We start from the raw sequence: 21,583 nt of genomic DNA on the forward strand, positions 1-21,583 counted from the left end.
TTCTGTACCATGGCGGGAACCAAATGGGAGTGCACCAAATGAACACCACCGAGCCCGCGTCCCCCAAGCCCCGCTTGCTGCGCTACCTTGCCTACGCTTTCCTGCTGTTTCTTATCCTGATCACCCTGCTGCTGTGGCAAACCCCTCGTCTGATCCAGCGCTATCTGCCCGGCTGGCTGGCCGAGCACTACGGTCTGCAGCTGACGCTGGGGGAGATTGACGTAGGACTGCGCAACCCATCTCTCACCCTCGGCGCGACTGCCCTGCTCGATGCCAAACAGCAGCCCATCATCCGTTTTGAGCAGCTCTTTATCAGCCCCGACCTGCAAGCCAGCTGGCAGCAGAAAGGGGTCGTGCTTTCCGCCGTCACTCTGACCAAACCCGTGGTGCTGCTGCAACGGCTGGCCGACAAAAAAGGGGACGTTCGACTCAATCTGACCGATGCGCTGGCCACCGTGCTCGCCCCTGCGCCCTCCCCCGAGCCCGAGGCAACGAGCGCCCCGCTGCTGGTCGATATTGCCAGCCTCGCTGTCACTGACGGGCATGTGCGCTATCAGGATCAACGCAAGGAGAGCGAACCCGGCTGGCTGCCGCCCCTCAATCTGGAAAAAGTGACCCTTAAGCTCGATAACCTGCGCACCGAGGCAAACCATCCGACCGCCTATCAGCTGAGCGCCGCCATCAACGGCAACAGCAGCCTCGCCGCCCACGGCAAACTCGATGTGATGAGCGGCATGGGTCAGGGCAAGGTGAGCCTCAAGCAGGTCGAGCTGAAACCCTTCGCCCCGCTCTGGGCCCCCTACCTCAAGCTGGATCTGGCCAAGGGCCACGCCAATGCAGAGGTGGAATACCAGCTCAAAGAGGGCAAGCAAGAAGTGCAGTGGCAATTGTCAAAAGGCAAGCTGACGCTGGACAACTGGCAGCTTAAAAAACGCAAGGGCGACGAGTTTGCCCGCTTCAGCCAGCTGGCCCTGAGCGAACTGGCGGTCGATGGCCAGAAACAGTCACTGCAGATCGGCAAGGTGACCCTGCAGCAACCCCTGCTCAAGGCCACCCTCAACGCGCAGCAAGAGCTGGATCTGGCGGATCTGCTCATTGCACCGGCCCCCGCCAAGCCCGTCAAAGGGGCCAACGCCGCAAATGCGGCGCCCAAGTCGGCACAACAAGCAAAGACAGCAGGTAACGGCAAGAAAAACAAGGCAGACAAACCCTGGCAGTGGCAGATCAGGCAGATCGCCATCGACAAGGGTGCTCTCACCCTTACCGAATCGAGCAGCGGCAAACCGCTGGCACGCCAGCTCTCCGGCCTCAAGCTGGCGCTGGGGCCACTGGGCAGCAAGGGGGAGCAACCGAGCAAACTGACTCTGGCCACCCATTTCAACCAGAACACTCCCCTCACCTTTGATGGCCAACTGACCCTGACCCCTTTCGCCTTAAGCGGCGACATCAACCAGCAGGGACTGCCCCTGACGCTGGCACAACCCTATCTGGCCGATCTGGTACGCATCAAGGTGCAAAACGGGCTGCTGAGCAGCAAGACCCGACTCGATCTTGCCACCACAACCCAGGGGGATCTCAGCAAGCTGAGCCTGCAAGGGGGGCTCGATGTCAACGGGCTCAAGGTGGTCGATCGGGCAGACAATCAGCGGCTGCTGGAGTTCAACACCCTGGCTCTCACCGGTCTGACGTACGACGGCATCAGCCAGCAGATGCGGATCAAGGAGATTGCCCTGAACAAACCCTTCGCCCGCATCGAGATCCACGAGGATGGCACCACCAACTTGCAACAGCTGCTCTTGCCACAACCGGCAGCGACCAACAGCACTCAAGCGGCTGCAGGCAGCAAAACTCCCGACTTTCGTTTCACCATCGACCAGCTGCGCACCGAGCAGGGCAACCTGCGCTTTGCCGATCGCAGCCTGAGTCAGGATTTCGTGGCCGATATCGCCTCACTGGGCGGCCAGAGCCGTCATATCAGCAATATTCCGGGGCAACGCTCCGATCTCGCCTTTAACGGCAAGGTGGATCGCTATGCGCCGGTGACCATCCGCGGCGGCACCAACCTGCTGGTTGCCAACCCGCTCCTCGACATCGCGGTCGCCTTCCACAATCTGGAGCTCACCACCTTTACCCCCTACTCGGGCACCTATGCCGGTTATGCCATCGACAAGGGCCAGCTCTCCATGAAGCTGCACTACAAGCTGGAGGGCAACCGGCTGGAGGGGGATAACGACATCACCATCAAGAAGCTGCAGCTGGGCGAGAAGATCAAGAGTGAGCAAGCCAAAGATCTGCCGCTGGGGCTGGCCATCGCCCTGCTGAGCGATGCCAACGGGGTAATACAGATGAACCTCAAGGTGAAGGGGGATCTCGAACAACCGGACTTCAGCATCGGCAATATCTTCTGGGATGTGCTGGGCAACACCCTGAGCAAGGCGATCACCTCCCCCTTCTCCCTGCTCGCCTCGCTGGCTGATGGCACCGACGATCTGGACGAACTTCCCTTCCTGCCGGGGGATCCCGATCTCACCCCCACCCAGCAGGAGAAACTGGTCAAGCTGGCGCAAGCCCTCAAAGATAGACCCAAGCTCAGCATGAATATTCGCGGCAAGGTTAACTTCAACGAGGAGCGCCCCATCCTGCAACGGCAAAAGCTGGAGCGGGTACTGGCCAAACTGACTGGCAATCAGGCGGATCTCGACCTGCTGGAACAGGACCCCGCCCTGCAAGAGGCGCTGGCCCAAGCCTACGAAGAGCGCTTTGGCGAAGATCTGGAAGATCTGGCCGATCGGCTCCATCTGGATGAAGAGAGCGCGGCACTGCGGGCCCAGGCAGTGATCCTGCTGCGGGATCAACAGCTCATCACCGCCAAATCCCTGCGCAATCTCGCCATGCGCCGGGCACAAAATACCAAGGAGTTTCTGGTCGACAGCCAGGGGATCACCCCGGAGCGGCTATTCGTGCTCGACAGCCAGGTCAAGGAAGAGGACAAGGAAGCCAAAGTGATCCTGACGCTGGATCAGTAACGCCGCCGCACAGCGCAAAAAGCGTAATAAAAATACAACCCCTCAACTATTTTGACACCTTTTGCTCACCAAACAGCCTGCTTTGGTGAGCATTTGGCCTCTGATGCAAATAATCACGTAGTTTTTTTACGATTTATCCCCCTTGCCCCCTTGCGGGCGCGCCACAGCCTGCCTAAAATCGCGCGTCTTTTGTTAACCCCCCACCTCTATTTTTGGAGAACGCCACGTGAGCGAAAAATTGGCCAACCCTGCCCCTCTGGGTCTGATGGGTTTCGGTATGACCACCATCCTGCTGAACATCCATAACGCAGGTTTCTTCCCCATCAGCGCCATGATCCTGGCCATGGGCCTGTGCTACGGCGGTATGGCCCAGATCGTCGCGGGTATCATGGAGTACAAGCGTGGCAACACCTTCGGTGTGACCGCCTTTATTTCCTACGGTTTCTTCTGGTTGAGCCTGGTGTTCCTGCTGGTGATGCCGACCATGGGTCTGGCCGAAGCCACCCCGCACGCCTACATGGGCTGGTATCTGCTGCTGTGGGGTGTCTTCACCCTGTTCATGCTGGTCGGTACTGTCAACTACCCGCGTGCCAAGCAGTTCGTGTTCGCCTCCCTGACCGTGCTGTTCTTCCTGCTGGCCGCCCGTGACTTCACCGGCAGCACCCTGATCGGCACCATCGCCGGTTTCGAAGGCATCATCTGTGGCGCCAGCGCCATCTACCTGGCCATGGCCACCGTGATCAACGAGCAGTTCGGCCGCACCGTGATGCCGATCGGCGATCACAAGAAAGCCGCCGCCGTACAGCTGAAAGCCGCTGCCTGATAGGCAAGCCATTCAGATAGTAAAAAAGCACCCTCGGGTGCTTTTTTACTATCTACGATGCTGGATTTGCTGCTCAGGATTCACAACAACCGACTATCTCCCTCTCCGGCTAATAGACGGGTTGGCGGAAAACGACTCGCCGGGTCCTGACTAAACAGCAGGCTCAGCTGACGGTAAACCTCGGGATAGACGCTACGAAGCCGCAGCGGATCGGTAAAGAAGCACTCGCAGCTGACGGCAAAAAACTCGGCGGGATGTTCGGCCGCATAGGGATCGATGGCGGTTACCTCGTCCCGATCGAGCTGCTGGCACAGTTCATCGAAGGCGGCCTGAAAGGCTTGCTGCCACAGCTGGCTGCTCATCTGCCCCGGCAACGGCGGCGTGCCGTCCGCCTCACCACCCAGCATGTCGAGCTTGTGGGCCAACTCGTGGATCACCAGATTAAAGCCGTCCCAGTCGCCATCCTGCTGCAGCTCGCTCCAGGCCAGCACCAGCGGCCCTTGCGGCCAGGATTCACCGGCGTTCTCCTCTTCAACCTCGCTCACCAGCCCGAACTCATCCTGCACCTCCTGGCGTCGGGTCACGGGTTCGGGAATGATGATTATTTCGTGAAAGCCGCGATACCAGTCAACGCCGAGGTGCAAGATGGGCAACGCCGCCTGCAGCGCCAGCACCGCCTGTTGACGAGGGCTGAGCGCTACCCCGATCAGGGTCAGGGTCTTGCGTTTGAGCAGCTGTTGCCCCAACCCGATAAGCGTGGTCTGCTCGGTGTCGCTGAGCCCTTGCAAGATAGGCACTGCCGCCAGCGCCTGACGCCACAGCGCCAACTCATCCTCACTCATGGACGTTTGCGGGCGAGCACCCAGCCATTTGAACCATCCCAGCACGCCTACTCCTTCTTTTGATGCAAAAAACAGGTCACAACAGTTTGACGAACCGTTTCGGCCGCTCCTGATAATCCTGCGTCAGATAGAAACGGTGGGCCGCCTCGCGCTTGAGACTGCTGGAGAGTTCCAGCTGGGCGCAACCTGCGGCCCGCGCCATCTGTTCGGCTCCTTTGAGCAAGGCTGCGCCCACTCCCGCCCCTCTTGCCCCTTCATCGACAACCAGCGCCGAGATCAGGCCCCATGCTGGTGCAACATGCAGCGGTGCCAGCTTGTGCCACACCAACACGCCGACCACCTTGTCAGCCTGGGAGGCGAGCAGCACCGAGCTCGCGGGATCCGGCGCCAACAGGCGCGCCGTCACGTCTGCGCCCTCGGCAGGATACCCCAATTGGGTGAACAGGTGGGCGATGGCGCTCCCGTCGTCGGCCTCAGGGGGACGGATCGTCAATATGTCAGAGGTATCTTTCATTGTTGGCCTCATGCATTGTTGGCCTCATGTTTGCTTTCCATTGTGTTACGCCCGTCACATTGCTCGGCGCAGATCAACAAGGAGGATCTCATCTTTACTCATAGAAAACGCTGCCTGCCATTATCCACCCACCCTTGTCAATTCACAAATTTGCAACAAAACGACATTTTTAGCTGGGAAGCACCGATACAACTCGATATGTTACAAGCCATGCATGGCGCGCCTTTGCGCTCTGCTTAACCCCTCAACCCCGTGCTCGTTTGTTAACTGGATTGTTAACAGTCAGGGCCGAAAACAGTGACAGAGAGCGAGGCCAAGATCTCGCCAAGACAGCGCCACAAACACAACAAAGGAGTTGTTGTACATGAATGAAATCGTCAATGCCATCAATGGTGTAATCTGGAGCCCTGCGCTCATCTACCTGTGTCTGGGGGTCGGTCTTTACTTCTCCCTGCGCACCCGTTTTTTGCAACTGCGTCATATCAAAGAGATGGTGCGGCTGATGTTTGATGGCAAGAGCACCGATGCCGGTGTCTCCTCCTTCCAGGCGCTGGCCATGACCCTGGCCGGTCGCGTGGGTACCGGTAACATCGCGGGTGTGGCCACCGCCATCACCTTCGGTGGCCCGGGCGCCCTGTTCTGGATGTGGATGGTGGCCTTCCTCGGCGCCAGCTCCGCCTTCGTGGAGTCCACCCTGGGTCAGGTTTACAAAGAGAAGATCAACGGTGAGTACCGCGGCGGCCCGGCCTTCTACATCGAGAAAGGGCTTGGCATGAAGTGGTATGCCTGGACCTTCGCCATCGCCACCATCTTCGCCTGCGGCGTGCTGCTGCCGGGGGTGCAGGCCAACTCCATCGGTTCCAGCCTGCAGACCGCCTTTGATATCGATCCGAACGTCACCGCCGCCGGTCTGGCGCTGCTGCTCGGTTTTATCATCTTCGGCGGAGTCAAGCGTATCGCCAGCTTCGCCAGTACCGTGGTGCCCTTTATGGCGCTCGGCTACATCATCGTGGCTTGCGTCATTATCGCCCTCAACATCTCTGCCCTGCCGGGCGTGATCCTGCTGATCTGGAAGAGCGCCTTCGGTATGGATGCCGGTTTCGGTGCCATTCTGGGTCTGGCCATCATGTGGGGTGTGAAGCGCGGGGTCTACTCCAACGAAGCGGGTCAGGGTACCGGGCCGCACGCCTCCTCTGCTGCGGCAGTAAGCCACCCGGCCAAGCAGGGTCTGGTGCAGGCGTTCTCCGTCTATATCGACACCCTGTTCGTCTGCTCTGCCACCGGCTTTATGCTGCTGATCACCGGTCTCTATAACGTACAAGGGCCGGACGGCGCCGCCCTCTACACCGGTATTGCCGGTATCGCTGCGGGCCCGGGCTATGTGCAGACCGCCATGGAGAGCATGATGCCGGGCTTTGGCAGCATTTTCGTGGCTATCGCGCTGTTCTTCTTCGCGTTCACCACCATCGTTGCCTACTACTACATCGCCGAAACCAACATCGCCTACATCAACCGCAAGATAAATCGCCCCTGGCTCACCTTCTTGCTGAAGATTGCGCTGATGGCCGCCACTGTCTACGGCACCGTCAAGACGGCGGATCTGGCGTGGGGCATGGGTGATATCGGGGTCGGTCTGATGGCCTGGCTCAACATCATCGCCATTCTGCTGCTGCAAAAGACCGCCTTCACCTGCCTGAAGGATTACGAGGCGCAACAGGCACAAGGGCTGGATCCGGTGTTCCACCCGGAGAAGCTCGGCATCAAAAACGCCGATTACTGGGTGGGCAAGCGCTCCGAAGAGAATCTGGAACTGGAGAAATCCGGTCACCCGTTCGAACCGGATCAGGATCGCAAGATCTCCTGAACCTGAACGACATAAGACATCAATAAAGATGGCAGCCTCGGCTGCCATTTCTTTTTCCTGTCACCTCATCTCAAAGCGGATTGCGGCGCGGCCCGAATGGCAGACGCCAGCGAAACAGGCTGTTAAAGGTAGCCCGCCACTGATTGGGGCGCCCCAGGATCTGCTTTTGCAGCCGGGTCTCCTCTTTGAGCATCGCCTCGTCACTGCGGGCCCAGGCCTGGCTGTAGAGCTGCTTGATCCCCGCCAGCGCATCGGGCGATTTGGTGATGAGGGTGCGGGCAAACTCCCGCGCCTCCACCAGCGGATCGGCACAAACCCGGCTCACCAGCCCGAGGGATTTGGCCTCGACGGCATCCAGCTCACGCCCGCTCATGGCCAGCTCCATGGCGGTATCCACCCCCATCAGGTTGCGCATGGTGACGCTGCCGCTCATGTCGGGAATGATGCCCCACTTGATCTCCATCACCGAGAACCGGCAATCGGGGGTACTGAAACGAAAATCGGCGCCAAGGGCGATCTGCAGGCCACCGCCAAAACAGACCCCCTGGGTCACCGCAATCACCGGCACCGGCAGCTGGTGCCAGCCATAAGCAACGCGCTGGGCCAGATTGGTCGCCTCGTCCGCTTCGCGCTTGAGAATATCGAGCGCCGCTACCGGCTGTCTCAGCATGGATTTCACATCCAGCCCGGCGCAGAAGGCCCGCCCCTCACCGTGCAGGATCACCGCCCGCAATCCCTTGTGCTGCGCGAGCTGCGTCAGTGTCTCATCGATGGCGCTGAACATGGCGCGGTCCAGCGCATTGAGTTTATCCCCCCGCGCCAGCATCACTTCGGCAATCCCGTCGTGGATCTCGCACTTGATCCTTGGTTTTTCCATCTCCCTTGTCCTCTCCTTGATCCCTGAAACTGACTCACTGGTCATACCACCACGTTATCAGAGTGTTATCATCCGGTACAGCTGAGACTAAAGTCGGCTGGTCGCCTCTCCCTCCCTTTGTCACACTGGGAGCTGCATGAGTGCCGCAAGCCAGCAGAGGACGCTGTCATGTCAACCCTGTTCAATTTTGCCAGACCACCGTTCGACCGACTGGACGAGGAGGCGCGCGAGCGGCTCTCACGCCACCTTTCGCTCTGCTATTTTCGGGCCGGGGATCTGCTGCTCAAGGAGGGGGACGAGCCTCCCGGCCTCTATCTCATCATCAAGGGGGCTGTAGAAGAGTCGGCCCCTCACCACCCGTTTGGTGATTACGGGGTCGATGATCTGTTCGATGTGCGCGCCCAGTTTGACGGCCGCTGCCGCCACCGCTTTACCGCGCTGGAAGATAGCCTCTGCCAGCTCATCCCTCGTCACACCTTTCTGACGCTCTGTGAGCAGGATCCGCAGTTTGCCAGCTACTTCACCGCCAATCTGGCCGAGCGCCAGCAACAGCAGGAGCAACGCGAGCAACTGGGTCAGAAGAATCTGGCGGAATTTATCCTGACCCGCATCGAACCCGGCCATCTGCAACCACCGCTTATCGTCGACAGCAAGCTGTCGCTGCTGGCGGCGACCGAAGCCATGGTGAGCAAGGGGACCGATTGCCTGCTCTACCCGGCCCACGATGGCTCCCTCACGCTGGCAACCCGCAAGACCTTGCTCCACGCCCTGACCCTCAAGGGATTGCCGCTGACAGCGCCCCTCTCGGTGCTGACCCCCACACCGCTGATTGGTCTGCCGCTGGAGAGCTATCTGTTTGATGCCCTGCTGCTGATGACCCGCCATCGCATCAAGCGACTGGTGGTGTGGCGCGGCAACGAGGTGGCGGGCATTTTGCAACTGACCCAGGTGCTGGGGCTCTTCTCGACCCACTCCCATGTGCTGACCTTGCGCATCGCCCGCGCCGACAGCCAGCCAGCACTGGAGGCGGTGGCCCGCGAGCAGCAGCAATTGACCCGCTCGCTGTTTGCCCAAGGGATCCACACCGCCTTTTTGATGAAGCTGATCGCCACCATCAACGAACAGCTGATCGCCAAAGCCTTTGCGCTGGTGATCCCCCCCGAGGTGCAGGATAACGTCTGCCTGCTGATGCTGGGCTCGGAGGGGCGCGGCGAGCAGATCCTCAAAACCGATCAGGACAACGCCCTGATCCTGCCAGAAGGGCTGACATGGCCCACCCAAGCCGCGGATCTGGCCGAATTCAGCGCCCTGCTGGAGCGACTCGGCTACCCCCTCTGCCCCGGACAGGTGATGGTGAACAATCCGGCCTGGGTAAAAACGGGCAGCGAGTGGCAAAGCGCCATTGCCAGCGCCTGCACCACGGCGAAAGAGGATGAGCTGCTCTGGCTCGCCACCCTGGCCGATGCCCACCCCATCGCGGGAGATCGCCAGCTGCATCTGCCTGTTGCCAGAGCACTGCGCGAGCAGCTGGCAGACAGGCGGGATCTGCTGGCAGAGATGGTGCGACCGGCTGTGGCCTTTCATGCCCCCCTCACCCTGTTTGGCCGACTGGAGCAGCCACCGGAAGGGTTGGATCTGAAGCGGGGCGCACTGTTCCCGCTGGTACACGGTATCCGCATGCTGGCCATTGAGGGGGGAATAATGGAGACCTCGACCCTGGGGCGCATCGATGCACTGGTGGCCGCCGAGCGGCTCAGTGCCGACTATGGCAGCAATCTGGCGGAGGCGTTCCGGCTCTTTATCCGACTGAGGCTGCGCAGCCAGCTCAAGGGGGGCAACAGTCGGGTGCAGACACAGGATCTCAGCCACAGCGAGCGGGATCTGCTGCGTCAGGCGCTGCATCAGGTGAAGAAGTTCCAGCAGTGGCTCACCTTGCACTTTCGTCTGAGACAATAACCATGTTGAGCCGCGCTCGACGCTACTGGTATGGCCGCGCCTTCCGAACGGGCGAGTTCGCGCCGCTCTTTGCCACCCCACCCGAAGATGAACGGATCGCCCTCGATTTCGAGACCACCAGTCTCGATCCCGAGCAGGCCGAGATCGTCTCCATCGGGGCGGTGCGCATTCAGGGCAACCGGCTGCTGACCGGCGAGGCGCTCGCCATCAAGGTGCAGCCACCGGCCAGCCTGACCAGCCAATCGGTGGTGATCCACGGCCTGCGCCATCAGGATCTGCAACAGGGGATGACGCTGGAAGCCGCGCTGCGCCTGCTTCTGGCCTTTATCGGCCCCCGTGAACTGGTGGGCTATCACATCGCCTACGACCTGCGCATTCTCAATCTCGCCTGCCAGAAATTGTGGGGATTAACCCTGCCCCAGCGAGGGATCGAGGTAAGCCAGCTCTATCACGACCACCTTTATCGCCGCTATCCCGATGCGGCCATCGACCTGCACCTGAGTGCCATCTGCCGTCACTTGGCGCTCCCCCCCCTGCCCGCCCACGATGCCCTTGCCGATGCCACTACAGCCGCGCTCATCTACCTGCGCCTCACCTGCGGCTCACCGCTGGCTTATCCCAAAGTCTAATTGCCCGCAAATAACATTTAATTCACATTTTGCTTACATGAGCAGGTCCCCTGCTCGTCGGGGTTACCCCATCCACCGCTGACACTTATGTCATGGAGAACTGCAATGGAACAGCAAAGCTACCTGAGGATCCAGCAAGATCCCAACTTCCAGGAGCTGGTCGCCAAGCGCCAGCGTTTTGCCTGGGCCCTCTCGGCTCTGATGCTGGGACTCTACCTGGCGTTTATTCTGCTCATCGCCTTTGCCCCCGGCTGGCTCGGCACCCCGCTCAGCGACAGCACCACCGTCACCCGTGGCATTCCGGTCGGGGTGGGACTGATCCTCTCCTCCTTCGTGCTGACCGGCATCTATGTGTTTCGGGCCAACGGCGAGTTTGACGAGCTGAATCAGAAGATCCTCAAGGGAGTGCAGTCATGAGCGCAAAAAGCATGAAAGGCAACTTGCTGCTGTTGGCCTCACTGGCCTCCTCCCCCCTGATGGCAGCGGATGCGCTGACCGGCGAGGTACAACGCCAACCCCTCAATGTGTCGGCCATCGTGATGTTTGTGGTCTTTGTGGCCGCCACCCTGTTCATCACCTACTGGGCTTCCAAGCGCAACCGCTCGGCCTCGGATTACTATGCGGCCGGTGGTCGTATCACCGGCTTCCAGAACGGTCTGGCCATCGCCGGTGACTATATGTCCGCCGCCTCCTTCCTCGGGATCTCCGCGCTGGTCTACACCTCCGGTTACGATGGCCTGATTTACTCCATCGGTTTTCTGGTGGGCTGGCCCATCATTCTGTTCCTGATCGCGGAGCGACTGCGCAACCTCGGCAAATACACTTTCGCCGATGTCGCCTCCTATCGCCTCAAGCAGACTGAAGTGCGCACCCTCTCCGCCTGCGGCTCACTGGTGGTGGTCGCCCTCTACCTGATCGCCCAGATGGTCGGTGCCGGCAAACTGATCGAGTTGTTGTTCGGTCTGCAATACCATGTGGCCGTGGTGCTGGTCGGTATCCTGATGGTGCTCTACGTGCTGTTCGGCGGCATGCTGGCCACCACCTGGGTGCAGATCATCAAGGCAGTGATGCTGCTCTCCGGTGCCAGCTTCATGGCCATCATGGTCATGAAATCGGTCAACTTCGATATCGGCGCCCTGTTTAGCGAAGCGGTCAAGGTACACGAGAAAGGGATCGCCATCATGAGCCCGGGTGGCCTGGTCGCTGACCCAATCTCCGCCATCTCGCTGGGTCTGGCATTGATGTTCGGTACCGCCGGTCTGCCCCATATCCTGATGCGTTTCTTCACCGTGAGTGACGCCAAGGAAGCACGCAAGAGCGTCTTCTTCGCCACCGGCTTTATCGGTTACTTCTACATCCTCACCTTCATCATCGGCTTTGGCGCTATCCTGCTGGTCAGTACCAATCCGGCCTTCAAGGATGCTACTGGCGCGCTGCTGGGCGGCACCAACATGGCAGCGATCCACTTGGCCAATGCGGTGGGTGGCAGCCTGTTCCTCGGCTTCATTTCTGCCGTGGCGTTTGCCACCATTCTGGCAGTAGTTGCCGGGCTGACCCTGGCGGGCGCCTCTGCGGTCTCCCATGACCTCTATGCCAGCGTGCTGAAGAAGGGCAAGGCCAACGAGACCGATGAACTGCGCGTCTCCAAATACACCACTGTGGTATTGGGTGTGGTGGCGATTGGTCTGGGGATCCTGTTCGAGAAGCAGAACATCGCCTTCATGGTGGGTCTGGCCTTCTCCATCGCGGCCAGCTGCAACTTCCCGGTGCTGTTCCTCTCCATGTTCTGGTCCCGTCTCACCACCCGTGGCGCCGTCTACGGTGGCTGGCTGGGACTGGTGAGCGCGGTGACCCTGATGATCCTGGGCCCGACCGTGTGGGTGAAAGTGCTGGGTCATGCCCAGGCTATCTTCCCCTACGAATACCCTGCCCTCTTCTCCATGGGCTTGGCCTTCGCCGGGATCTGGTTCTTCTCCATCACCGACAGCTCCCAGAACGCCGCTGACGAGCATGCCAAGTTCCTGCCGCAGTTCGTTCGTTCACAAACCGGGCTCGGTGCCTCTGGCGCCACCTCCCACTGATGATGGGATGACACACGCAAGCCGGCCTCGTGCCGGCTTTTTTCATGGTGGCTCCCTCTGCGGCCAAATAGCCATCTGACCGATCCAGATCACAGTTCTTGCTAAAACTTTTTGGGGATCTGTGCCATAATGCGCGCCATTTGACAGACCAACCGGGACACTCATCTTGTTAAGCAGCAATAACATCACCATGCAATTCGGCGCCAAGCCGCTGTTCGAGAACATCAACGTCAAGTTTGGCGGCGGCAACCGCTATGGCCTTATTGGCGCCAACGGCTGTGGCAAGTCCACCTTTATGAAGATCCTCGGCGGCGATCTTGAGCCCAGCGGCGGTAATGTGAGCCTGGACGTCAATGAGCGCATCGGTAAGCTGCGCCAGGATCAGTTCGCCTACGAAGATACCCGTGTCCTGGATGTGGTCATGATGGGTCACACCGAGCTGTGGGCAGCCATTGCCGAGCGCGATGCCATCTACGCCAACCTCGAAGCAACAGATGACGACTACATGAAGGCCGCCGAGCTGGAAGGGCTGGTCGCTGAATATGACGGCTACACCGCCGAAGCGCGTGCCGGTCAGTTGCTGCTGGGTGCCGGTATTCCCATCGAACAGCACAACGGTCCGATGAGTGAAGTGGCCCCGGGCTGGAAACTGCGGGTGCTGCTGGCACAGGCGCTGTTCTCCAACCCTGACATCCTGCTGCTGGACGAACCGACCAACAACCTGGATATCAACACCATCCGCTGGCTGGAGCAGGTGCTCAACGATCGTGAAAGTACCATGATCATCATCTCTCACGACCGTCACTTCCTTAACTCCGTCTGTACCCACATGGCGGATCTGGACTACGGCGAGCTGCGCGTCTATCCGGGCAACTACGATGACTACATGCTGGCCGCCACCCAGGCACGCGAGCGTCTGCTGGCCGACAACGCCAAGAAGAAGGCCCAGATCGCCGATCTGCAATCCTTCGTCTCCCGTTTCAGTGCCAACGCATCCAAGTCCAGCCAGGCCACCTCCCGCCTCAAGCAGATCGACAAGATCAAGATTGAGGAAGTGAAGGTCTCCAGCCGTCAGAACCCCTTCATCCGCTTCGAGCAGGAGAAGAAGCTCTACCGCAACATCCTGGAAATCGAAGGTGTATCCAAAGGCTACGGTGAGGCGCCCCTGTTCAAGGGCCTCAACATGATGCTGGAAGTGGGCGAGAAGGTCGCCATTCTGGGTACCAACGGTATCGGTAAATCGACCCTGATCAAGACCCTGGTCGGCGAGTTGGCGCCGGATACCGGCACCATCAAGTGGTCCGAGAATGCCCAGATCGGCTACTACGCTCAGGATCACGCCGAAGACTTCAACACCGATCTCAACGTGTTTGACTGGATGGCCCAGTGGAAACAGGAGAACGAAGACGAGCAGGCGGTTCGCTCTATCCTCGGTCGTCTGCTGTTCACTCAGGACGATATCAAAAAGCCGGTCAAGGTGCTCTCCGGTGGTGAACAGGGCCGCATGCTGTTCGGCAAGCTGATGATGCAGCGCCCCAACATCCTGATCATGGATGAGCCGACCAACCACCTAGACATGGAATCTATCGAATCCTTGAACCTGGCCCTCGAGATGTACAAGGGCACCCTGATCTTCGTCTCCCACGACCGCGAATTCGTCTCCTCCCTGGCGACCCGCATCCTGGAGCTGAGCGAAGACGGTATCCGCGACTTCGGCGGTACCTACGAGGATTACCTGCGCACTCAGGGCGTGGTTTAACCTCTGCTCTGCACACGCTAGCAATGACAAACCGGCACCTATGTGCTTAATGCCAGTCAGTTAAGCCTGACTGGCATTGTTTTTATTGGCTTTTTTCACACTATACCTCTGTGGCCTTGGCTTCACGCAGCGGGGGTTACTTCGATCCCTTCGCTCCGGCAACACAAACTGTCCCGCTTGTCTCTCCAGCTCAGCCACCCGCTTCGGGATAGTCCCCGGTGACATGTACGGCATGCAGCTCAGTTCATGGATGAGGTATACCGACGCCATGTGAAAACTCAGCTGGCTCGCCGTGTATCCCTTCAGGCTCGCCGCCATCTTCACCATCTGGCTGCGCAGCAGGTTGTACGCCAGCAGCACACCCCACAGCTCCTGTCGTATTCCAGCCGCCTTCTTGCTGCGCAGGGTCAGTCGGTGTTGTTGCAAACTGTGCTTCATCTCCCGATAGCCCGACTCAATTTCCCTGCGGTGGCTGTAAAACTCGATGATGTCGGCACCCGGGAAGCACATCGGGTCAACCATCGAGGTCCGTACCTGCCGCTCCTTACAATTGATAGTGCGGGTCAGCAAGCGGGTCTCCACCGTTTCGGGCAACTGTGGCCACTTCTTGCGTGCCTGTGGACTGGTCGTCAGATGCACTAGCACATCCTGACGCCCCAGCTGCGCACCATCTCGTTGACGGCGCAGCTCTCCATGACCGCTTGAACAAGCAGGTGGCTGGTGAGATCAATCTGGCAGAGCATGCGCACCTGCGGATAAGCGGTCTCGCCATGCTGGGTGCCGGCTTGGCAAACGCAGTAGCATTGTCCGGGGTATTGGGCGTGTGCCACATCCCGCCATCGACGGCGAGCAGTTGCAGCCCGGCCCAGCCGGGGTGATTGGCCTGCTGGTGCCAGCGCGAGGCGGTCTCGTGAAACAACCGCTCGATGCTCTTGTCCCCGAGCTTTTGCGGGCTTGCAGGAAGGCGCTGGGGGCAACAAAGGGACGGTCACCGGGCAACAGGATATCGAGCTGATTGACCAGCTGGGTCATGGGGACATGGCGGAACATGGCCATGCCGATGATGGCCCAGACCAGACGCTCCATGGGCATACGGCGACGGCGCAGGGTCACGACGCCCTCTTCACCGAGCAGAGTTGTGATGAGCTCGGGGGAAATGAGGTCGGAGAGTGACTCAAACTGAGTGGGATTGCTGGCGTGGAGGAAGTCGAGAGCCTGTACGATACGCATAAAAAATCCGAAACCAATCAACAGGTTTCGGATTTTTACACATCAGCAGGATCGGTCAATGGATCCTTAACTGATCGGCATTACCGTTGCCCCACCTTTTTTACCTGCCAATCGCAACCAAATTCCCCCTCTCGCACACGACCCGCCCAATCCGTTGCCACCGGTCATCTCTCTGGCTTGATCTCTGTCATAAACGTGCGTTTGCTCGCGGTTAACCCCCTTCAGCCCGACTAGAATCAGGGTAGATAGGCGGCCCCAGGGCCCGAGGAGGTTATCATGATCGAGTACACCAGCAAGCGCATCGTCTGCCCCCACTGCGGCCACCACACCATGGTCGAGCTGGATGCCAGCCAGGGTGATCAAGAGTTCTACGAAGATTGCATGGCCTGTTGCAATCCGATCCATCTGCGGCTCCATCGCGACGAAGCCCGCGACTGTTTGCAGTTGTTTGTGGATGCGGACGACGAGCAGATGTTTTGAATCTATGTCCTGAACAATGGTCCTGAACAATCGATGCCCGGGACACAGGCAACCCAACGGGTAAAATGCCAGTCAGTCAAGTCTGGCTGGCATTGTTTTTATTAGCTTTTTAATCGCTTTGCTGCCAGCGCGGCAGGTTGGTCCGAAGTGCCGCCCACCGCTCTTGCCCTATTCCTCCTACCTTCTTGCTGCGCAGGTCAAGCCCCTGTCTGTTGCCAGCTGCGTTTCTCATCGTCACTGGTTGCTTGGGAGAACTGCCCATATACATTGCCCAAAAGCGGAGAGTGCCGAAGGGTATCGTCAGGCCCATCAACGCAGCCGGCCAGCGAGCTGACCATGGCAAACATGATGAAGAGTATTTTGGAAACATATTCTTATTGCAGATAACAACTTGCAGATAACCACTTGCAGACAACAACCAAAACCAAATCTCAAATTGGTCACTCGTTGTCAATCTGACTATAGCGCGTTAACATTCCAAATCCCCTGTATGGCTGTCAGAGAGAAAGATGATGAGTGAAGAAAGCAGCACTCCTGCGCTGAATCGAGGCCCTGTTGATCACGATGTACGGGATCAGATCGTGGTTGCAGCCACCGAGCATTTCCGCCGCTACGGCTATGGCAAGACCACTGTGTCTGATTTGGCAAAATCTATCGGATTTTCAAAGGCATATATTTACAAATTCTTCGCGTCAAAACAGGCGATTGGCGAGAGTATTTGTGCAAACTGCCTCGATGAAATCCAGGAGGATGTTCGAAGAGCGATTGAACAGGTTGATCAGCCGCCCGAGAAGCTGCGCCGGATGTTTCAAGAGATCATTAAGGCAAGTTGTCGGTTGTTCTCCGCGGATCGAAATCTCTATGAAATAGCGGCTTCAGCCGCAGCAGAACGCTGGCAAGCCACCCTCGTCTATGAGCAGAACATCCAGACATTACTGCAAGATATCCTGCAGGAGGGGCGTAAAACCGGTGACTTTGAGCGAAAAACCCCGTTGGATGAAATAACCGCGGCAATTTATCTTGTTATGAGGCCCTATTTAAACCCCCTCATGCTGCAACACAACTTCGACTGCATTGACAAGGCTCCGACCCAGTTATCTAACCTGGTGCTGCGCAGCCTCGCGCCATAGCGATTGTGACCATTGACCAATTTGGTCACTTGAATCACATTACCTCCTGAACCGTTCTTCATGGAGGCTTGTGTATGTCTCGTCACCGCATACTTGCAATTATTACTGCGTTACCGCTGGCCCTGACGGCTTGTAGTGAGCAACAACCATCTGATCCACGTACGCAAGTACCGCTGGTGCGCACCGTCACGGTCCATGATGCTGAGGTTGGATCACGCTCTTTTACCGGGGTCGTCGCAGCTCGCATTGAGAGTGACTTGGGATTTCGTGTCTCTGGCAAGGTGCAGCAACGCCTCGTAGACACAGGGCAAACCGTTAAACAGGGTCAACTGCTGATGCGTATTGACCCTGTCGATTTGAAACTCGCCGCACACGCACAACAGGAGTTCGTTGCGGCGGCCAGAGCAAGAGCGAAACAAACCGCGGAAGATGAAATCCGTTACCGAAATTTACGCGGTACGGGTGCGATCTCCGTTGCCACTTACGATCAGGCCAAGGCGGCGATGGAGACAGCCCAAGCCGAACTGCGAGCCGCTGAAGCACAAGCAGCAGTGGCCCGTAATTCCACCGGTTATACGGATCTGATCGCCGATGTTGATGGCACCGTAATCGCAACTCTGGTGGAGCCTGGGCAAGTCGTTAATGCCGGGCAAGCCGTTGTGCGCATTGCTCACGCAGGGGCGCGTGAAGCCGTCATTCAATTGCCAGAAACATTGCGCCCGCCATTGGGCTCCCGGGGTCAGGCAACACTCTTCGGAAGACGCGATGGCACAGCGGCGGCAACGTTAAGGCAGCTGTCGGACGCAGCAGACCCGAGCACTCGCACCTTTGAAGCACGATATGTGCTGACGGGTTCACTGCAAAATGCACCTTTGGGTTCCACCGTTACCCTCCATCTGACCGAGGATCCGGTTGCGGCAACTGCGGGCATTCAGATCCCGGTCAGCGCCTTGTTCGATACCGGTAAAGGCCCTGGCGTGTGGCGTGTCCACGGCCAACCGACAAGGGTCTCATGGAGCCCTATTACGGTGTTGAACCTTGGCAGTGACGCTGCCCGCGTTGCAGGCCATATCAAGCAAGGCGATCTGGTGGTCGCCATGGGTGCGCACTTGCTTCATGAAGGGGAGTTGGTACGCACGCTCGCCCCCTCTGCCGATGTGACAACAGAGGATGCACGCCCATGAGCAAACGCCGCTTCAATCTGTCGGCGCTTGCGGTACGCGAACGCGCCATCACGCTGTTTCTGATCCTGCTGATCTCGCTGGGCGGGGTCACGGCCTTCTTCAAACTGGGGCGGGCCGAGGATCCCTCATTCACCATCAAGGTCATGACCATCATCACCGCCTGGCCCGGCGCCACCGCGCAGGAGATGCAAGATCAGGTCGCCGAGAAGATCGAAAAGCGACTGCAGGAGCTGCGCTGGTATGACCGCAGCGAAACCTACACCCGTCCGGGGCTGGCCTTCACCACGCTGACCTTGCTGGATAGCACCCCGCCGTCGCAAGTGCAGGATGAGTTCTATCAAGCCCGCAAAAAGATCGGCGACGAAGTGCGCAATCTGCCACCCGGCGTGATGGGGCCATTTCTCAACGATGAATATGCCGATGTGACCTTTGCCCTGTTCGCACTCAAGGCAAGGGGCGTACCACAGCGTGAGCTGGTCCGGGATGCGGAAATGCTACGCCAGCGCTTGCTGCATGTGCCCGGGGTGAAGAAGGTCAACATCGTTGGCGAGCAGTCTGAGCGGATCTATGTCGAGTTTTCCCATGAGCGCCTGGCCACGTTAGGCGTCAGCCCGCAAGACGTGTTCGCGGCCCTCAACGGCCAGAATGCCTTGACGCCAGCCGGCGCCATCGAAACCAGGGGACCCGAGGTGTTCATTCGCCTGGACGGTGCCTTTGACGAGCTGCAAAAAATACGCGATACCCCCGTCGTGGCGCAGGGACGCACGCTGACGCTATCTGATATCGCGACGGTGAAACGGGGTTATGAAGATCCGGCGACCTTGATCATCCGCAATGGCGGCGAACCTGCGCTGCTGCTGGGGATCGTGATGCGCGACGGCTGGAACGGGCTCGATCTGGGCGAAGCCCTGGATAACGAAATCACCGCCATCAATGCCGAGCAACCGCTGGGCATGAGCTTGAGCAAGGTGACCGACCAGGCCGTCAACATCAGTTCGGCGGTCGATGAGTTCATGATCAAGTTTTTCGCGGCGGTACTCGTGGTCATGCTGGTGAGTTTTGTCAGCATGGGCTGGCGTGTTGGTGTCGTGGTCGCCGCGGCCGTGCCATTGACGCTGGCCGTGGTCTTTGCCGTGATGCTCGCGACCGGTAAAAATTTCGACCGCATCACCCTGGGGTCACTGATCCTGGCTCTGGGGTTGCTGGTGGACGATGCCATCATCGCCATCGAAATGATGGTAGTGAAAATGGAAGAGGGCTATGACCGCATCGCGGCGTCGGCTTACGCCTGGAGTCACACCGCGGCGCCCATGCTCTCTGGCACCTTGGTCACGGCCGTCGGATTCATGCCCAATGGTTTTGCGCGCTCCTCGGCGGGTGAGTACACCAGCAACATGTTCTGGATCGTCGGCATCGCGCTGATTGCCTCCTGGGTAGTGGCCGTGGTGTTCACGCCATACCTCGGGGTCAAGTTGTTACCCGATGTCAAGAAAGTCGCAGGCGGCCACCATGCTCTCTACAACACGCCGCGCTATCAGCACTTTCGCAAACTGCTGGGCAACGTCATCGCCCGCAAGTGGCTCGTAGCAGGCTCGGTGGGCACGTTGTTCGTGGCATCTGTGCTGGGTATGAGCATGGTGAAGAAGCAGTTCTTCCCGATCTCGGACCGCCCTGAAGTCCTGATCGAAGTACAGATGCCCTACGGCACCTCGATTACCCAGACCAGCTTGGCGGCAGGCAAGGTGGAAGCCTGGCTGGCCAGGCAGGAGGAGGCCAGGATCGTCACCGCCTACGTCGGCCAGGGGGCTCCCCGTTTCTTTTTCTCGATGGGACCTGAGCTGCCCGATCCGTCGTTTGCCAAGATAGTGGTGCGTACGGACAACCAGACCGAACGTGAAGCCCTGAAACACCGTCTGCGGCAAGCCATTGCCGAGGGACTGGCCCCCGAGGCACGGGTGCGCGTCACCCAACTGGTGTTCGGCCCCTACTCCCCCTTCCCCGTGGCCTACCGGGTGGCAGGACCGGATCCGGCTGTGCTGCGCAACATTGCGGCTGACGTGCAACAGATCATGCACGCCAGCCCACTGATGCGCACGGTCAACACCGACTGGGGAGCCCGCGTGCCGACGCTGCACTTCACCTTGCAGCAGGATCGACTGCAAGCGCTGGGGCTGAACTCAAGCTCGGTAGCACAGCAACTGCAGTTCCTGCTCAGCGGCATACCGGTCACTGCGGTGCGGGAAGACATTCGCACGGTACAGGTCGTTGCGCGATCGGCGGGCAACAACCGGCTCGATCCGGCCAGAATTGGCGATTTCACACTGGTTGGAGCCAATGGACAGCGGATCCCGTTGTCGCAAGTGGGCAAGGTCGATGTCCGCATGGAAGAGCCGGTCATGCGCCGACGTGATCGGGTACCGACCATCACGGTACGGGGTGACATCGCCGAAAACTTGCAGCCACCAGACGTATCGACGGCGATCACCCGACAATTGCAACCCCTCATCGCTGCACTGCCAGCTGGTTACAGCATCGTAGAGGCCGGATCCATCGAGGAGTCAGGCAAGGCAATGGCGGCCATGTTGCCGATCTTCCCCATCATGCTGGCCATCACCTTGCTCATCATCATCCTGCAGGTGCGCTCGATGGCGGGCATGGTCATGGTCTTTCTGACCAGTCCGCTGGGTCTGATCGGCGTGGTGCCGACACTGTTGCTGTTCCAGCAGCCCTTCGGCATCAATGCGCTGGTTGGCCTGATTGCACTGTCGGGCATCCTGATGCGCAACACGCTGATATTGATCGGGCAGATCCGTGAAAACGAGCAGGCCGGGCTAGACCCTTTCCATGCGCTAGTTGAAGCGACCGTGCAGCGTGCTCGTCCGGTCATTCTGACTGCGTTGGCGGCAATCCTCGCCTTTATTCCGCTAACCCATTCGGTGTTTTGGGGAACGCTGGCTTACACGCTGATCGGCGGCACCTTTGCGGGCACGATCCTGACGCTCGTGTTCCTGCCCGCCATGTATTCAATCTGGTCCAGGATCCAGCCTGGTTGAAACAGGGATCAGCAAAACGTTGGAATGAGATAAACCCCGTCCTGGTGCTGAAGGTTATCGATGCCTCTTCGAGCTGGCAGATACAAATGAGATGCGCGCTCACCGCCCTGACACGGCACAGTGCCAGGGCGGTGA

At 59.2% G+C, this 21,583-nt stretch carries 15 protein-coding genes and 1 pseudogene; 12 read left to right on the forward strand and 4 right to left on the reverse strand.

Annotated features, from left to right (window positions below; all coding sequences use genetic code 11):
• The first annotated feature begins 38 nt into the window (after positions 1-38).
• Positions 39-3,026: a DUF748 domain-containing protein gene (locus I6G90_RS06370; protein WP_197930324.1), complete on the forward strand. Its 2,988-nt coding sequence runs from the start codon at positions 39-41 to the stop codon at positions 3,024-3,026.
• Positions 3,027-3,252: 226 nt separating this feature from the next.
• Positions 3,253-3,849, forward strand: coding sequence for an acetate uptake transporter (locus I6G90_RS06375; RefSeq protein ID WP_042062716.1), 597 nt, complete (start codon positions 3,253-3,255; stop codon positions 3,847-3,849).
• 80 nt (positions 3,850-3,929) lie between these two features.
• On the opposite strand, the gene I6G90_RS06380 is transcribed toward I6G90_RS06375, so the two are convergent.
• Entirely contained in the window at positions 3,930-4,691 is a 762-nt protein-coding gene (locus I6G90_RS06380) for a M90 family metallopeptidase (protein ID WP_232254451.1), read from the reverse strand.
• 76 nt (positions 4,692-4,767) lie between these two features.
• Positions 4,768-5,205 carry a GNAT family N-acetyltransferase gene (locus I6G90_RS06385; RefSeq protein WP_197930327.1) on the reverse strand — a complete coding sequence of 146 codons (438 nt, stop codon included), beginning with the start codon at positions 5,203-5,205 and terminating at the stop codon, positions 4,768-4,770.
• A 364-nt stretch (positions 5,206-5,569) separates the two neighbouring features.
• Here I6G90_RS06385 and I6G90_RS06390 point away from each other — a divergent pair, with 364 nt between their 5' ends.
• The gene (locus I6G90_RS06390; RefSeq protein WP_042062719.1) at positions 5,570-7,069 is read left to right on the forward strand and encodes an alanine/glycine:cation symporter family protein; all 1,500 of its coding nucleotides are present in this window, start codon (positions 5,570-5,572) and stop codon (positions 7,067-7,069) included.
• A gap of 70 nt (positions 7,070-7,139) precedes the next feature.
• On the opposite strand, the gene I6G90_RS06395 is transcribed toward I6G90_RS06390, so the two are convergent.
• On the reverse strand, positions 7,140-7,946 hold the full coding sequence (locus I6G90_RS06395; RefSeq protein ID WP_197930329.1) for a crotonase/enoyl-CoA hydratase family protein: 807 nt from the start codon (positions 7,944-7,946) through the stop codon (positions 7,140-7,142).
• Between the two features lie 168 nt (positions 7,947-8,114).
• Between I6G90_RS06395 and I6G90_RS06400 the strand changes: the two genes are divergently transcribed.
• The 5 genes from I6G90_RS06400 (at position 8,115) to I6G90_RS06420 (ending at position 14,371) form a co-directional block, all read left to right on the forward strand.
• Positions 8,115-9,902 carry a putative nucleotidyltransferase substrate binding domain-containing protein gene (locus I6G90_RS06400; protein WP_197930331.1) on the forward strand — a complete coding sequence of 596 codons (1,788 nt, stop codon included), beginning with the start codon at positions 8,115-8,117 and terminating at the stop codon, positions 9,900-9,902.
• Between the two features lie 2 nt (positions 9,903-9,904).
• Positions 9,905-10,531 (forward strand): 3'-5' exonuclease, encoded by a 627-nt coding sequence (locus tag I6G90_RS06405; protein WP_197930333.1) that lies wholly within the window; start codon positions 9,905-9,907, stop codon positions 10,529-10,531.
• Between the two features lie 105 nt (positions 10,532-10,636).
• Positions 10,637-10,948: a DUF485 domain-containing protein gene (locus tag I6G90_RS06410; protein WP_005336970.1), complete on the forward strand. Its 312-nt coding sequence runs from the start codon at positions 10,637-10,639 to the stop codon at positions 10,946-10,948.
• Positions 10,949-10,959: 11 nt separating this feature from the next.
• Positions 10,960-12,612 carry a cation acetate symporter gene (locus I6G90_RS06415; RefSeq protein ID WP_197931171.1) on the forward strand — a complete coding sequence of 551 codons (1,653 nt, stop codon included), beginning with the start codon at positions 10,960-10,962 and terminating at the stop codon, positions 12,610-12,612.
• 166 nt (positions 12,613-12,778) lie between these two features.
• A complete protein-coding gene (locus I6G90_RS06420; RefSeq protein WP_033137261.1) occupies positions 12,779-14,371 on the forward strand; it encodes an ABC-F family ATPase in 1,593 nt (530 codons plus the stop codon).
• A gap of 60 nt (positions 14,372-14,431) precedes the next feature.
• On the opposite strand, the pseudogene I6G90_RS06425 reads toward I6G90_RS06420, so the two are convergent.
• Positions 14,432-15,601: pseudogene (locus tag I6G90_RS06425) on the reverse strand (transposase domain-containing protein).
• Positions 15,602-15,877: 276 nt separating this feature from the next.
• On the opposite strand from I6G90_RS06425, the gene I6G90_RS06430 reads away from it, so the two are divergent.
• From I6G90_RS06430 to I6G90_RS06445, 4 genes are all read left to right on the forward strand, one after another.
• A complete protein-coding gene (locus I6G90_RS06430; RefSeq protein WP_042059056.1) occupies positions 15,878-16,081 on the forward strand; it encodes a CPXCG motif-containing cysteine-rich protein in 204 nt (67 codons plus the stop codon).
• A gap of 512 nt (positions 16,082-16,593) precedes the next feature.
• On the forward strand, positions 16,594-17,211 hold the full coding sequence (locus tag I6G90_RS06435; RefSeq protein WP_197930335.1) for a TetR/AcrR family transcriptional regulator: 618 nt from the start codon (positions 16,594-16,596) through the stop codon (positions 17,209-17,211).
• Positions 17,212-17,285: 74 nt separating this feature from the next.
• A complete protein-coding gene (locus I6G90_RS06440; protein ID WP_197930337.1) occupies positions 17,286-18,395 on the forward strand; it encodes an efflux RND transporter periplasmic adaptor subunit in 1,110 nt (369 codons plus the stop codon).
• A complete protein-coding gene (locus I6G90_RS06445) occupies positions 18,392-21,448 on the forward strand; it encodes an efflux RND transporter permease subunit (RefSeq protein WP_197930339.1) in 3,057 nt (1,018 codons plus the stop codon). Before I6G90_RS06440 ends, I6G90_RS06445 begins: the two co-directional genes overlap by 4 nt.
• Positions 21,449-21,583: the final 135 nt, after the last annotated feature.

It is taken from the genome of Aeromonas allosaccharophila, assembly GCF_016026615.1.
Taxonomy (GTDB): domain Bacteria; phylum Pseudomonadota; class Gammaproteobacteria; order Enterobacterales; family Aeromonadaceae; genus Aeromonas; species Aeromonas allosaccharophila.

Bases quoted from the DNA above. Each gene is read 5' to 3' on its own strand.
- I6G90_RS06370 (WP_197930324.1), top strand. From the start codon at position 39: ATGAACACCACCGAGCCCGCGTCCCCCAAGCCCCGCTTGCTGCGCTAC.
- I6G90_RS06380 (WP_232254451.1), bottom strand. From the start codon at position 4,691: ATGAGTGAGGATGAGTTGGCGCTGTGGCGTCAGGCGCTGGCGGCAGTG.
- I6G90_RS06385 (WP_197930327.1), bottom strand. From the start codon at position 5,205: ATGAAAGATACCTCTGACATATTGACGATCCGTCCCCCTGAGGCCGAC.
- I6G90_RS06390 (WP_042062719.1), top strand. From the start codon at position 5,570: ATGAATGAAATCGTCAATGCCATCAATGGTGTAATCTGGAGCCCTGCG.
- I6G90_RS06395 (WP_197930329.1), bottom strand. From the start codon at position 7,946: ATGGAAAAACCAAGGATCAAGTGCGAGATCCACGACGGGATTGCCGAA.
- I6G90_RS06400 (WP_197930331.1), top strand. From the start codon at position 8,115: ATGTCAACCCTGTTCAATTTTGCCAGACCACCGTTCGACCGACTGGAC.
- I6G90_RS06405 (WP_197930333.1), top strand. From the start codon at position 9,905: ATGTTGAGCCGCGCTCGACGCTACTGGTATGGCCGCGCCTTCCGAACG.
- I6G90_RS06410 (WP_005336970.1), top strand. From the start codon at position 10,637: ATGGAACAGCAAAGCTACCTGAGGATCCAGCAAGATCCCAACTTCCAG.
- I6G90_RS06415 (WP_197931171.1), top strand. From the start codon at position 10,960: ATGAAAGGCAACTTGCTGCTGTTGGCCTCACTGGCCTCCTCCCCCCTG.
- I6G90_RS06430 (WP_042059056.1), top strand. From the start codon at position 15,878: ATGATCGAGTACACCAGCAAGCGCATCGTCTGCCCCCACTGCGGCCAC.
- I6G90_RS06435 (WP_197930335.1), top strand. From the start codon at position 16,594: ATGAGTGAAGAAAGCAGCACTCCTGCGCTGAATCGAGGCCCTGTTGAT.
- I6G90_RS06440 (WP_197930337.1), top strand. From the start codon at position 17,286: ATGTCTCGTCACCGCATACTTGCAATTATTACTGCGTTACCGCTGGCC.
- I6G90_RS06445 (WP_197930339.1), top strand. From the start codon at position 18,392: ATGAGCAAACGCCGCTTCAATCTGTCGGCGCTTGCGGTACGCGAACGC.